Raw genomic sequence first — 12,949 nt, 5'->3', positions numbered from 1 at the left:
ATGGATCAACCGGTGGCGTAAGTCCCGGAAAATGCGCAATTTCAGCACGCTGGGGCTGGTGGTTCTGGGCCCTGTGCTGACGTTCGCAACCTATCTGGTCATTGGTCCTTTCGATTTGGGCGCTGCGGCCCCCACGCTGCGGCTGATTCTGCTGGCCGATCTCGTCTATGTGCTGGTTGTGGCGGCCCTAGTGTTGGGGCAGCTTTTCAGCCTGATCGCAGCGCGGCGGGCGAAATCGGCGGGCTCTCGCTTGCACCTGCGCCTTATTGGTGCGTTCACGTTACTGGCATTGGTTCCGACCGTCACCGTGGCGATCTTCGCCGGGCTCACTGTGAATATCGGGCTCGAGGGTTGGTTCTCGGATCGGGTGCGGCAGGTTGTTGGTTCGTCGCTGAGTGCGGCGGAGGCTTATGAGCAGGAACACCGACAGGGTTTAACGCAGGACGCGGTCGTATTGGCGCGGTTTCTGGATAATGCCCGGACGCTTGACTATTACATCTCGGATGCCGAACTGCGCGAGGTTCTGGCGCAGGGACAGGCGCAGATTCAGCGCGGCTTGCGCGAGGCTTATGTGATTGACGGAAGCGGAGAGATCCGGTCACGCGGGGACCGATCCTACCTGTTCGATTACGAAGCGCCAACGCCCGAGGAGATGGTCGAGGCCAACGATCAGGGCATGGCCATCATCGCCGATTGGGACAACAGCGAATTCCGCGCGCTTGTGCCGTTGAAGGCTTATCTGGATCGTTACCTCTATGTCAGCCGCGAGGTGGATGGTGAGCTGCTGACCCTATTGGATGAAACCAAGGAAACGGCGCAGTTCTACAGCCAGTTGGAAAGCGAACGTGGAAGGGTTCTGTTCGAGTTTGGCCTGTTATATCTGGGCTTTGCGGTCATTCTGATCCTCGCCGCCATGTCATTGGGCATGTGGTTTGCCGAACGCCTGTCGCGCCCTGTCGGGCGTCTGACAACGGCGGCGCAGCGCGTAGGTGCAGGGGATTTGAGCGTGCAGGTCTATGAAGAGGCCAGCGATGACGAGATTGCTATGCTGGGCCGATACTTCAACCAGATGACGCGCCAGTTGAAGGGCCAACGCGATACTTTGCTGGACAACACGCGCCATATCGAACGCCGTCGGCGGCTGTTTGACTCGGTGCTGAGTTCGGTGACCTCGGGCGTGGTCGGCGTTGACCCCGATGGATGTGTGACTTTCGTGAATCGATCCGGCGAACGGCTGCTGGATTGGTCCGGTGGGGAACAGAATCTGGCCATCGGTATCGCAGTGCCGGAGTTCCTACCGCTTTTTGAGGAACTGAAAGCCAGCGGCCAAGAGGCGGTTCAGGGTGAGGTCAAGGTGACCCGCAAAGGCCGGCTGGAAAACCTGCTGGTGCGGATGGCGACACGGCGTGGTGAGGATGGTGGGCTTGAGGGTTACGTTGTGGCCTTCGATGACGTCACCGATCTGGTCAGCGCGCAGCGGATGGCGGCGTGGGGCGACGTGGCGCGGCGCATTGCGCATGAGATCAAGAACCCTCTGACCCCGATCCAGCTGAGCGCCGAGCGGATCAAGCGCAAGTTCTCGCGCAAGCTGGATGAGGATGATTGCGATAGTCTGGAGTCGATGACCGACGTCATCGTACGGCAGACCAATGACCTGCGGCGGATCGTCGATGAGTTTTCGAAATTCGCGCGGATGCCGGAGCCCGAACGGCGCGAAGAGAACATCGTCACTCTGGTCCGCGAGGCGGTGTTGCTGCAGCAGGCCGGTCAGCCGGATGTGCAGATCGATGCGGAGCTGCCGGATGACCCTGTTCTGGCGGATGTGGACGCAACGATGCTGAGCCAGGCGCTGACCAATCTGATCAAGAACGCGGGCGAGGCCATCGGCACGCTGAAAGAAAAGGGCGCTCCGGATAATCTGAAGCCGCAGATCAAGGTGGTTCTCGCCGGCGACGATGCTGGAACCCAGATCACCATTGCCGACAACGGCATCGGTCTGCCCGAGGATCGGGCACGGTTGTTTGAACCTTACGTGACCACCCGCGACGAGGGCACCGGCCTGGGCCTGCCCATCGTCAAGAAGATCATCGAAGAACATGGCGGAGCGCTGACATTGGAAGATGCGCCCACATTCGACGGACAGGACCATTTCGGCGCGATGGCTGTCATTCGTCTCCCCGGGGCCTCAGGCGGCCCGTCAATCGCGCCAGACAAACAGGCGATTAAAACAAACAAACTGAAAGCAGGCCAAAGATGAGCGACATTCTGATCGTAGATGACGAACGCGATATTCGCGAATTGGTGTCCGATATTCTCGAGGACGAAGGCTATTCCACCCGGCTGGCGGGAAATTCGGATGATTGCATGGCGGCGATCAATGCCGAGCCGCCTGGGCTGTTGATTCTGGATATTTGGCTGAAAGACAGCCGCATGGACGGGATTGATATCCTGAAGGCGGTGAAACGCGACAATCCAGACGTGCCAGTGGTGATCATATCGGGCCACGGTAACATCGAAATCGCGGTGGCCGCGATCAAGCAGGGCGCTTACGACTTTATCGAAAAGCCCTTCAATATTGACCAGTTGATGGTGGTGATCCGCCGCGCGATGGAGACCTCGCGGTTGCGGCGCGAAAATGCCTCGCTCAAGCGGCAAGAGGTCAGCTGTTCCGACATGATTGGCAAGTCGGCCTCGTTCCGGGCGATGCAGGGGCAGCTGGACAAGGTGACCAAATCCAACGGTCGCGTGATGCTCAGCGGTCCGGCCGGGTCGGGTAAGGAAATCGCGGCGCGCTACATACACGCCCATTCCAACCGCGCCAATGCGCCCTTTGTCACCGTGAACTGCGCCGGGATCGAGCCTGAGCGGGTCGAAGAAGTTCTGTTCGGTCGCGAATCCTCAGAACGGGGGATTGAATCCGGTCTGCTGGAAGAGGCGCATGGCGGTGTCGTGTATTTCGACGAGGTCGCGGATATGCCGCTGGGCACTCAGTCGAAAATTTTGCGTGTGCTGGTGGACCAGCAATTCCAGCGTGTGGGCGGCAGCGACAAGGTGCGGGTTGATCTGCGGGTAATCTCATCCACCAACCGCGATCTGGAAGAAGAAATTGTGGCTGACCGTTTCCGGGAGGAACTTTATCATCGCCTGAACGTGGTTCCGATTGCCGTACCCTCGCTGGAAGAACGACGCGAGGATATCCCGGTTCTGGCGCAGCACTTCATCGAAATGTGCAACGAGACGCAGGGCTTGCCCGCGCGCGAGCTGTCGGACGAGGCTGTCGCTTTGCTGCAGACGATGACATGGCCGGGCAATGTACGACAACTGAAGAACCTGATCGAACGGGTGCTGATCCTGGGCGATGGCACCGACCCGATTGAGGCGCGCGAGTTGCCCAGCGAGGAAGAGAAATCCGACGAGTCTGGGCGTGTCGTCCTGTCGGGTGCACTGGCGACCCTACCGCTGCGCGAGGCGCGCGAGGCGTTCGAGCGGGAATATCTGCTGACCCAGATCAACCGGTTTGGCGGCAATATCAGCCGCACCGCCAGCTTTGTCGGCATGGAGCGCAGCGCGCTGCACCGCAAGCTGAAATCGCTGGGCGTGGTGACCTCGAACAAATCCGGTGCGCGGGTGGCGCAGATTGACGAGCCTGAGCCGGCGGAGTGATCCGCCGAGTTAACCCGTCTGCCCCGGCGTGATGATCTGGAACGATCCATCGTCGAATTTGACGAAACAGCTCTCGGTGCTCAGCGGCGGCAGGGTGGTCGTGCGCGCAGGCGTTACCCGTGATTTCACCCCTTGCCTGCAGGGCGGCAGGCTGACCGGCTGATAGCCTTTGGCGGCCATGCATTGCGCTTCGACCGTGTTGCGCAGCGCCGAGTTGACATCGACGGTGTAGATCCGCCCCGGCTCCCACCAGCCCGGATTGCGATAGCACCGGCCATTGCGGTCGCAATAGGTGCGACCGGGCCAATAGGTCGGTGGACTTTGCCGGACCTGATTGGCCACAGGGGCGTCTTTCAGCGCCTGCACCTGACAGGCCGTGGTCTCGGTCTGCATCCGCGCAACGCTCTCACCTTCGCGGTAGTACAGCGATAGCGGGCCGCAGGCGGAAAGGGTCAGCAGGCAAATCAGTGCAGGCAGCAGTGTTTTCATGCGCTTATCTTGCCGCAGCTTGCGCCGCATGACAATTCAATTGACCGCTTCGGGGGCATCTGTCATTCAAAGATTTCAGGCAGAAGGGCCAGTAATATGAAGGTCATCATATGCGGTGCCGGTCAGGTCGGCTGGCAGATTGCGCGCCACCTTTCGGGCGAGTTGAATGATGTGACGGTGGTCGACAACAACCCTGATCTTGTGCGCCGTGCGACCGAAACGCTGGACGTGCAGGGGATCGCCGGATTTGCCAGCTATCCCGACGTGCTGGAACGGGCAGGGGCCCGTGATGCCGACATGATCATCGCAGCCACCCATTCGGACGAGGTGAACATGGTCACCTGCCAGATGGCGCATTCAGTGTTTGCCATCCAGCGCAAAATCGCCCGTCTGCGGTCGAAATCCTATCTTGAGGCGATCCACTCTGACCTCTACCGCCGCGATCACTTGCCCATCGATGTGGTGATCAGCCCCGAACGCGAAGTTGCGGCGGCTGCCATGCGTCGCCTGTCCGCGCCCGCCGCCTTTGACACCGAGCTGTTCATGGATGGCAAGGCGCAGTTGCTGGGCATTCGGGTCGATGAGGACTGCCCCATCGTAAATACCCCCCTGCGTCAGCTGACCGACCTGTTCTCGACCCTCAGCTCGATTGTCGTGGGCGTCCGGCGCGAAGGGTCGCTGTTCGCCCCCGAGCCGGATGATCAGTTGTTCGTCGGTGACGAATGCTATGTTTTCACCAGCGTCAACGATGTCGACCGCACGATGGAAGTGTTCGGGAAGGCGCAGCGCCAGCAGGACCGGGTTGTGATTGTCGGCGGCGGCAATGTCGGGCTGGAAGTGGCCCGCACGCTCGAAGAGCGGGAAAGCCGGGTGCGAGCCAAGGTCATTGAGCGCGACCGCAGATGCGCCGAGGTCGCGGCCGAGGCGTTGGAACGGACGATCGTTCTGAACGGGGATGGCTTGGATTCTGCGCTGCTGAGCGAGGCGGGGATTGAACGCGCCGATGCGATGCTGGCAGTCACGGATGATGACCGCACTAACATGCTGGCCGCCGTGCGGGCCAAGGGCGAAGGCTGTGCGCTGGCCATTGCGCTGATCAACGATCCCAGCATGGTGGCGCTGATGGGGCCCCTTGGGATTGACGCTTACATCAACCCGCGCGCAACCACCGTCAGCTCGATCCTGCGGCATATCCGGCACGGGCGTGTTCGCCAGGTCTACTCCATCGGTGACGCCGAGGCCGAGGTGATCGAGGCCGAGGTACTGTCGACCTCGCCCATGGCCGGGCAGAAGCTGCGCGATATCGACTTTCCCGAAGGCGTTCTGGTCGGGGCGGTCCGCAAAGGGAATGAGCTTTTGCGCCCGACTGGCAGCCTGCGGATCGACGAAAAGGACGTGGTCGCCATCTTTGCCATGGCCAAGGACGTGCCCGAGGTCGAACGCCTGATGCAGGTCTCGATTGATTTCTTCTGATGGTGCAGGCGCGCGCACAGCAACAGGTCGGGGTGATGCGGCGACTGCCGCTGCTTCTGATGATCTGGGGGATTGCCGCGCTCGCGATGTGGATACCTGCGGCCTATGCGCTGGTGCTCGATGATCACGCGACGTCCCGGGCGTTTTTCTACGCGGGTCTTCTGGGCGTGTTCTGCGTGTCTATCATCGCGGTGGCGATGTCGAACCGGACGCCGCGTCGGGGTACCTTGGGGCAACTGGCAGTGTTGCTGGCTGCCTTCACGATCATGCCGGTGTTTCTGGCCATTCCCTTCCATGATGCGCTGGGTACCACCAGCTTTCTGAACGCCTATTTCGATATGGTCAGCGCGCTGACCACAACCGGGGCAGATCTGTTTCCCGATCCGGCGCGGCTGTCCGCGCCGTTGCATCTGTGGCGCGCGCTGGTGGGGTGGATGGGCGGTCTGCTGATGTGGATTTCCGCGGCGGCCATTCTTGCTCCGCTGTCGCTGGGCGGGTTCGAGGTCACCGCGCGGGGACAGCCGGGCCGTCCGGTCTCGGGCGTGGCGCAAAGCGAAAAGACCGACCCACGCGGGCATCTGATCCGGGTGACCCGCACGCTGAGCCCGGTCTATGCCGGGCTGACCGTGGTGATCTGGATTCTGTTGCTGATCGCAGGGGAACAGGGGCTGACGGCGGTTTGCCATGCGATGTCGGTGATGGCGACCTCCGGCATCTCGCCGGTCGGCGGACTGGAAGGGTCGACGGCGGGCTTCACTGGCGAGGCGATCCTGTTCCTGTTTCTGTTCTTCGCCCTGTCACGGCTGACCTTTTCCGCCGATACCGCGACCTCGGGCTATGCGCGGCTGGACAAGGACCCCGAGTTCCGCATCGGCATTTCGATCGTGCTGGCGGTGGCGGTGCTGCTGTTTCTACGTTTCATGGCCGGTGTGGCCGAGCTGAGCATCGAGATTTCTCCGATGCAGGCGCTGCAGGTGATCTGGGGGATGATCTTTACGGCCATGTCGTTTTTGACCACCGCCGGGTTCGAAAGTGCCGACTGGAACGATGCGCAGCAGCTGTCAGGTCTGGGTACGCCGGGCCTGATCCTGATGGGGCTGGCGCTGATTGGCGGTGGCGTGGCTACCACTGCGGGCGGGGTCAAGCTGCTGCGGGTCTTCGCGCTGTACCTAAATGGCAAGCGTGAGATCGACCGGCTTATCTATCCCTCGTCTATCAGCGGTGAGGGCGGGGGCAACCGTCGCATCCAAAGCGATGGTGCCTTTATCGCGTGGATATTCCTGATGATGTTCGCTCTGACGCTGGCATTCTTCAACCTGCTGCTGGCCGCCATGGGGGTTGGGTTCGAGCAGGCGATGGTGCTGGCGGTCGCCGCACTCAGTACAACCGGGCCGCTGATCGAGCTGGCAACCGACGTGCCGATACGCCTGATCGATCTGTCCGATGCGGCCAAGCTGACCGTCTGTGCGGGGATGGTGATCGGCAGGCTTGAGACGCTGGCCATCGTTGCGCTGATCACACCGACCCTGTGGCGTGATTGACCTATCGTCATCGATTGGCGTTACTGCCTGATTTTTCATCTGGAATATCTGTGCGCGCCGCTCCATAGTACGGCAGAGGGAGCGCGTTGGTCCGCAGCGCGTAGCAAGAACAATGGCGAGATTATAACAATATGGCTTCGGACAGACAAAATCTGCAGGACGCGTTCCTGAACAATGTACGTAAGGCAAAGGTCCCGGTCACGATATTCCTGATCAACGGCGTGAAATTGCAAGGTGTGATCACCTGGTTCGATAACTTCTGCGTGCTGCTGCGCCGCGACGGACAGTCGCAACTTGTGTACAAGCACGCGATTTCGACCATCATGCCGTCGCAGCCGATCAACCTGTATGAGGGCGAAGACGCCTCTTGATGGAACATGAAAGGGCGCGCACCCGGGCTTGGGTGCTGCATCCTGAAATCAAATCAGATGAACAGCGCCGCGTCCCTGAACCGGCGCTGGCCGAGGCGGTGGCACTGGCTGCCGCATTGCCCGATTTGGATGTGGTCGGGTCCGAGATCGTGCGCCTGCCGCGCGCGCAGGCCGGTCTGTTGTTCGGCAGCGGCAAGATCGACGAGCTGGCCGAGCGGCTTCATGACAATGAAATCGAGCTGGTCCTGATTGATGGGCCGGTGACTCCGGTACAGCAGCGCAACCTTGAGAAGGCGTGGAAGGTCAAGATCCTCGACCGGACCGGGCTGATCCTTGAGATTTTCAGCGACCGCGCGCGCACCCGTGAAGGGGTGCTGCAGGTTGAGATGGCCGCGCTCAGCTATCAGCGGACGCGCCTGGTGCGCGCCTGGACCCACTTGGAACGTCAGCGCGGGGGCTTGGGCTTTGTTGGTGGCCCCGGTGAGACACAGATCGAGGCCGACCGCCGCGCGATTGATGATCAGCTGGTGCGCTTGCGCCGCCAATTGCAGAAAGTGATCAAGACCCGCACCCTACACCGCGCCGCCCGGGCCAAGGTGCCATATCCGATTGTCGCTTTGGTAGGTTATACCAACGCCGGGAAATCCACCTTGTTCAACAGCCTGACAGGGGCCGAGGTGATGGCTAAGGATATGCTGTTTGCCACGCTCGACCCGACTATGCGCCGGGTCGAACTGCCCGATGGCCCCGAGGTGATCCTGTCCGACACGGTGGGGTTCATCTCGAACCTGCCGACAGAACTGGTCGCCGCCTTCCGCGCGACGTTGGAGGAGGTGTTGGGCGCTGATCTTGTCGTCCATGTCCGTGACATCAGCCATGAAGAGACCGAGGCACAGGCGCAGGATGTGGAGACGATCCTGACCTCTTTGGGCGTTGAAGATGACCGGCCCCGGCTGGAGGTCTGGAACAAGATCGACCTGCTGGACCCGGATGACCGCGAAGCCACGCTGGCGCGGGCCGAACGTGATCCGGCGATCTTTGCCATATCGGCTGTGACAGGCGAGGGGGTCAAGCCTTTGCTGTCCGAAATCGCTACGATCCTGCAGGGCGCACGGCATGAGACCACTCTGACACTGGATTTTGCCGAAGGCGACAAGCGCGCGTGGCTGTTCCGTCAGGACGTGGTCCGCGCAGAAGAGCAGACCGACGACGGGTTCGAGATCACCGTGCTGTGGACCGACAAGCAGGCGGCCCAATTCGCAGCGCTTTGACCTCAGACTTGCCTGAGGTTAGGAGGCCATGATGACGCAAGATGGGCGGGTCTTTCTTCGAGGCCACATCACCGTGCCCGAAGATCGGCTGGATCAGGTGCGAAAAGCGCTGCCGCTTCATATCGCGCTGACGCGAGCCGAAGCGGGCTGCCTGTTATTCGAGGTTAACGAAAATCCGGACCAGCCGGGGCGGTTTGACGTATCGGAAGTGTTCGAAAGCAAGGCCGCGTTCGATGCTCATCAGGACAGGGCGCGGAATTCGGATTGGTTCCGGATAACCCAAGGCATCCCGCGGAATTACACGGTAAGCTCGGGGTAGATCCGGTTAGGAGCCGTCAATCTGGTTTTGCCGCTCATCCGCGTCAAACCATTCCAGCGAACTTTGAATTTTATTGTCAGATGTCAGTTCCCACTGTTCCCATCCGCGTGTGACGACGCGGTTTCCGGTTGCCTTGTGATGCCCTTCAAGCGTCCGAACGAACAGGGCGTGCGGTCCGGCCCACCGCATCATGTCGCAGCGTACCTCGAGGTCCGGGAAGTCCGCATACAGCGCGCGCGCCATCTCGGCGATTGCTGCGTGACCGTGCAGGGGTTGGCCGCGATTGATGATGATCTGTCCGTCGGGCGCGAAGAAGCTGGCGACGGCGTCGGGATCTCCTGAACTCCAGGCGACGGCGTAGTCGCGCGCCAGATTGTTCAGGGTATCGCGAAGGCTACCCATAACATTACCCCCTTCTTGCCAATGCAATGACCCGTAGAATTTAGGCGAAAAGCACTGGCGGCGTCCACGCGGGGCGCAAAAAGGCGCGGGGAATTGCCGATGGGTTCAGCGTGGTTTCAGCATTGTGATCCCAACCGCAGCGGCGCGGGCCAGCCCGATATCTAGCGACATGGGGATATATTCGCCCCGCCGCCACAGCTGCGCCTGATCGTCATAGTAGCGCGACAGGAAATGACCCGACTGGCCGGTGGCGGTGATGAAAACCGAACTGTCCGGGTCGGCGAAATCGTAGACGCCGCGATAGCCTGCGCCATGCACGTTCTGGAATGGGTCCGACCCTTCGCCCGAGGTGCGTCCGCGCAGTAGGGTGTTGTCACCGCCGCTGGTGGACTGGCGGATGTTGACGAAAAAGCGCAGCACCGGGACCTCTCCCAGAACCGGGTGGTCATGGGTGGCCTGATGTGCGTCGCCCCAGCGGAGGGATTCTAGCGCCGTACCATAACGTTCGGAAATCCAGATGATCGCATCGTCCAGCGCCAGGCGTGCCATGTCGGTACAGGTCTCGACCGGGGCGCTTTGGCTCACGTCGCACCAGACCGAGGCTCCTTCGATATCGCGATACACCCGTTCGATGAACAGTGGCTCGACATGCTTGTACTCAGCCGCCAGAGGGCCAAGTTCGTCCGAGATCAGGCGGATTTGCAGCGCCCGCAGCCAGGCGGCGTAGATCAGCGGCTCGGGCAGATGCTCGTTCATCTCGCCGTTCCAGTTGGCCAGCAGGTCCAGCGCGGTCTGCCGTTGACGCTCGGGCGTGCCTTCGGGCGCGGATTCGCCAGTGAACCACAGATCGGCCCCGATCAGCGGCAGCAGCGAGCGGGCGGTGAAGCTGACCGTGTCCAGTTGCGCCTCGATAAAGCTGTCGCGCGTGTGCACCTCGCGCGATTGCATCAGGCGTTCCCAGCGATTGACGCGCTGCGTATCACCCCATTCATAAGAGACGTGGCGCGGGAAAGGCCGGTCGATGATCTTGTTGTTGGTGTTGCCCAGCACCCCGCCCACGGGGGCCACGAATTCCGGGTTGTCGGCATAGGGCAGGCGGCCCTGCCAGCGGTTGCGGGCCAGCCAGCCGGGCGTGGGAATGCGGCCCCGGCTTTGGTTGTTCAGATCGCGCCGGGGCATTGCGCCGATTAGTTTCAGCCCGATCGTGTCCTTGTCGACCAGCGACAGGTTCTGCGAGGGGGCGATGAAACCTTCGGCCAGATCGATGGCTTCGCGCACGGTATCGGCATTCATCAGGGCCAGAGAGGCGCTGATTGAGGTGTCGCGGGGGCTGAGCGCGCTCCATGACAGGGACGCGACATGACCGGGTGGTGTGATGGTTTCCAGATCGTAGTGCGTGCCCGGCAGAACGGGGCCGTTTTCCGTCCAGCGCAGGGTCAGGGTGATGGGGGCGGCGTCCTTGATCTCGATGATCGAGGGGCGGGTCTGAAAGCGTTTGTAGCCGTCGGGCGTCAGGTATTCTTCGGGGTTGTCGGGGTTCAGCTGCTCGATATGCACGTCCTGATCGTCCAGATAGGACGAGGTCAGGCCCCATCCCAGACGATCGCTGCGCCCGGTCATTACGGGCGGCGCACCGGGAATCGTTGCGCCGATCACACCGCCCTTAGCCAGCTCAAGCCGCGCCAGGTACCAGATGCCCGGGGCGGTGAAGCCCAGATGGGGATCATTGGCCAGCAAGGTGCCGCCGCTGGCTGACCGCGACGGTGCGGCAGTCCAGGCGTTAGACGCGCCGGCCAGCCCGCGCCGCGGGACGGGAGACAGGGCCGTGTCGGGTATCGGCGCGCCCAACGCATAGCGGGGCAGTTCTGGGAACAACGCGGCATATTCGGGCAGCGCCGCAATGCCGGGGCCGGGGACGTCCGGTAGAATGTCTGCCAACCGCGCGGGGTCCTCCAGCATCAGAGAGGTGCGGGCACGCAGGACTTCGTCTGCGAGATGACCGGACAGTTGCAGGCTCATCAACTTGATGATGGCCACGCTGTCACCCGGTTGCCAAGGGGGCATGGGGGCGTTGAACAGAAACATCTCGGGCGCGCCGCGTCCAAGGGCCTGCTCATTGATCTCAGCCAGTCGCGCGTTGACCCCTGCGGAATAGGCACGCAGAGCGGCCTTGGTATAGTCGTCCTGCACCTCGACCGAGCGGTGGGCAAGCCCGTAAAGGTCCAGCCGTCGCAGCAGCTTGTCGATATGGACGGTGCGCTGGCCGAATACCTCGGACAGGCGTCCCTGAACGGTGCGGCGCAGAACTGTCATCTGCCACAGCCGGTCCTGCGCGTGGGCGTAACCCAAGCCAAAGAACACATCCGGGTCGGACTGCCCCAGAACATGGGGCACATTCGCCGTGTCTCGGACGATCTCAACCGGGGCAGTGATGCCATCGACTTCAACGGTCTGGTTGTAGTCGGGCAGGGATTGGCTGGCCAAAAAATAGACCAGCCCCACAGCGGCAACAGCAAGCACGATCAGGCCTGTCGCAAGTCTTACCAGCCAACGAAAAACCAGACCCATCTGTCCCCCGAGATATCCGCGTCGTCCTTTGCGCCGAGGTTACTGGAACCCCCGCTGAACCGAAAGGGCAATGCTACCGGAATTTGTGGAAATTCACCAAAAGTCGAAGCCCCGCCACAAGATGTAGCGGGGCCTGATCGAGGGGGGAGGTTGGCGTGGCCGCGCTTAGGGGATGATGCGGGTGTATTTTGTGCCTTCGACCGTTGCGCCGAACTTCAGGCCAGCCTGCCCAAAGACAGCGGCCAGTACCGGCTTGCGCAATTGGGTGGTGTCGGTGGACAGGGATTCTCCGGTCGCATCGACCACATAGCCGATATCGGCCCCGGCAGTCCAACCGCTGGAGCGGCGGAAATCGTTCAGCGCCTCGTCAGTCATGAAGAACAGCACGTGCGCATATTGCTGCGCGCCGATCTGCAGGCCCGCGCTGCCCGAGATGGCCGAGTAATAGTCGACTGTCGCGCCCTGAATACGCAGCGCGCCCTGACCATAGGCGCCGCCAAAGATGAAGCCGGCCTCGGTGATCAGCGGCATGACAAGCATCCCGTTGGCCTTGTCGGCGATCTCGCGCGTGTTGGGATACTTGTTATACATCTCGTTCAGTGTCGCATCGACGCGCGCGTCGATAGTCACCGCGTTCGAGTTGCCGACGCCGTTGCCGCAGGCGGCAGTCAGGGTCAGTCCGGCCATGCCAAAGGCAAAGCCACGACGGCTTAGTCGGGGGGAGTTGGAACTGCTCATGTTTCTCTGTCTCTGTGTATGTGCCTGATATGTCGGGTGTTCCCGATCTTATGTGCAAGTTTACGCCGATTGCGCCCGCCTGTCACGGGAAAGCTGCGCTGCCACTGCAGCAGA

11 protein-coding genes are annotated in these 12,949 nt (G+C 61.6%); 7 read left to right on the top strand and 4 right to left on the bottom strand.

Features of this window, described 5'->3' with window-relative positions; genetic code table 11:
* Window positions 1-31 precede the first annotated feature (31 nt).
* Together ACR0J1_RS12510 and ntrX are read left to right on the top strand one after the other, a co-directional pair.
* Window positions 32-2,257: a sensor histidine kinase NtrY-like gene (locus ACR0J1_RS12510; RefSeq protein WP_480733147.1), complete on the top strand. Its 2,226-nt coding sequence runs from the start codon at window positions 32-34 to the stop codon at window positions 2,255-2,257.
* Window positions 2,254-3,663, top strand: coding sequence for a nitrogen assimilation response regulator NtrX (gene ntrX / locus ACR0J1_RS12505; protein ID WP_480733146.1), 1,410 nt, complete (start codon window positions 2,254-2,256; stop codon window positions 3,661-3,663). The genes ACR0J1_RS12510 and ntrX overlap by 4 nt, the downstream gene beginning before the upstream one ends.
* Before the next feature lie 9 nt (window positions 3,664-3,672).
* Here ntrX and ACR0J1_RS12500 read toward each other — a convergent pair whose 3' ends face one another.
* A complete protein-coding gene (locus ACR0J1_RS12500; protein WP_480733145.1) occupies window positions 3,673-4,152 on the bottom strand; it encodes a hypothetical protein in 480 nt (159 codons plus the stop codon).
* A 96-nt stretch (window positions 4,153-4,248) separates the two neighbouring features.
* On the opposite strand from ACR0J1_RS12500, the gene trkA reads away from it, so the two are divergent.
* The 5 genes from trkA to ACR0J1_RS12475 all read left to right on the top strand — a co-directional run bounded on the left by trkA (window position 4,249) and on the right by ACR0J1_RS12475 (window position 9,127).
* Entirely contained in the window at window positions 4,249-5,625 is a 1,377-nt protein-coding gene (trkA, locus tag ACR0J1_RS12495; RefSeq protein ID WP_480733144.1) for a Trk system potassium transporter TrkA, read from the top strand.
* On the top strand, window positions 5,625-7,166 hold the full coding sequence (locus ACR0J1_RS12490) for a TrkH family potassium uptake protein (RefSeq protein WP_480733143.1): 1,542 nt from the start codon (window positions 5,625-5,627) through the stop codon (window positions 7,164-7,166). The genes trkA and ACR0J1_RS12490 overlap by 1 nt, the downstream gene beginning before the upstream one ends.
* 131 nt (window positions 7,167-7,297) lie before the next feature.
* Window positions 7,298-7,537: an RNA chaperone Hfq gene (gene hfq / locus ACR0J1_RS12485; protein ID WP_005982826.1), complete on the top strand. Its 240-nt coding sequence runs from the start codon at window positions 7,298-7,300 to the stop codon at window positions 7,535-7,537.
* The gene (gene hflX / locus ACR0J1_RS12480; protein WP_480733142.1) at window positions 7,537-8,808 is read left to right on the top strand and encodes a GTPase HflX; all 1,272 of its coding nucleotides are present in this window, start codon (window positions 7,537-7,539) and stop codon (window positions 8,806-8,808) included. The genes hfq and hflX overlap by 1 nt, the downstream gene beginning before the upstream one ends.
* Before the next feature lie 28 nt (window positions 8,809-8,836).
* A complete protein-coding gene (locus tag ACR0J1_RS12475) occupies window positions 8,837-9,127 on the top strand; it encodes a putative quinol monooxygenase (RefSeq protein ID WP_480734647.1) in 291 nt (96 codons plus the stop codon).
* A 6-nt stretch (window positions 9,128-9,133) separates the two neighbouring features.
* Here the strand turns inward: ACR0J1_RS12475 and ACR0J1_RS12470 are convergent, their stop codons facing one another.
* The 3 genes from ACR0J1_RS12470 to ACR0J1_RS12460 form a co-directional block, all read right to left on the bottom strand.
* Complete coding sequence (locus tag ACR0J1_RS12470; protein ID WP_480733140.1) at window positions 9,134-9,529, bottom strand: nuclear transport factor 2 family protein; 396 nt, start codon at window positions 9,527-9,529, stop codon at window positions 9,134-9,136.
* Between the two features lie 105 nt (window positions 9,530-9,634).
* Complete coding sequence (locus tag ACR0J1_RS12465) at window positions 9,635-12,097, bottom strand: penicillin acylase family protein (RefSeq protein WP_480733139.1); 2,463 nt, start codon at window positions 12,095-12,097, stop codon at window positions 9,635-9,637.
* A gap of 165 nt (window positions 12,098-12,262) precedes the next feature.
* Complete coding sequence (locus ACR0J1_RS12460; protein ID WP_480733138.1) at window positions 12,263-12,835, bottom strand: lipid-binding SYLF domain-containing protein; 573 nt, start codon at window positions 12,833-12,835, stop codon at window positions 12,263-12,265.
* Between the last annotated feature and the right edge of the window lie 114 nt (window positions 12,836-12,949).

This window comes from Ruegeria sp. CJ3 (assembly GCF_056536725.1).
Note: the sequence above shows the minus strand (reverse complement) of the source record. Positions and strands in the feature narration are given on the sequence as shown.

Coding starts and splice junctions, on each gene's coding strand:
- ACR0J1_RS12465 (WP_480733139.1), bottom strand. CDS start 12,097: ATGGGTCTGGTTTTTCGTTGGCTGGTAAGACTTGCGACAGGCCTGATC.
- ACR0J1_RS12510 (WP_480733147.1), top strand. CDS start 32: ATGCGCAATTTCAGCACGCTGGGGCTGGTGGTTCTGGGCCCTGTGCTG.
- hfq (WP_005982826.1), top strand. CDS start 7,298: ATGGCTTCGGACAGACAAAATCTGCAGGACGCGTTCCTGAACAATGTA.
- trkA (WP_480733144.1), top strand. CDS start 4,249: ATGAAGGTCATCATATGCGGTGCCGGTCAGGTCGGCTGGCAGATTGCG.
- hflX (WP_480733142.1), top strand. CDS start 7,537: ATGGAACATGAAAGGGCGCGCACCCGGGCTTGGGTGCTGCATCCTGAA.
- ACR0J1_RS12460 (WP_480733138.1), bottom strand. CDS start 12,835: ATGAGCAGTTCCAACTCCCCCCGACTAAGCCGTCGTGGCTTTGCCTTT.
- ACR0J1_RS12470 (WP_480733140.1), bottom strand. CDS start 9,529: ATGGGTAGCCTTCGCGATACCCTGAACAATCTGGCGCGCGACTACGCC.
- ACR0J1_RS12490 (WP_480733143.1), top strand. CDS start 5,625: ATGGTGCAGGCGCGCGCACAGCAACAGGTCGGGGTGATGCGGCGACTG.
- ntrX (WP_480733146.1), top strand. CDS start 2,254: ATGAGCGACATTCTGATCGTAGATGACGAACGCGATATTCGCGAATTG.
- ACR0J1_RS12475 (WP_480734647.1), top strand. CDS start 8,837: ATGATGACGCAAGATGGGCGGGTCTTTCTTCGAGGCCACATCACCGTG.
- ACR0J1_RS12500 (WP_480733145.1), bottom strand. CDS start 4,152: ATGAAAACACTGCTGCCTGCACTGATTTGCCTGCTGACCCTTTCCGCC.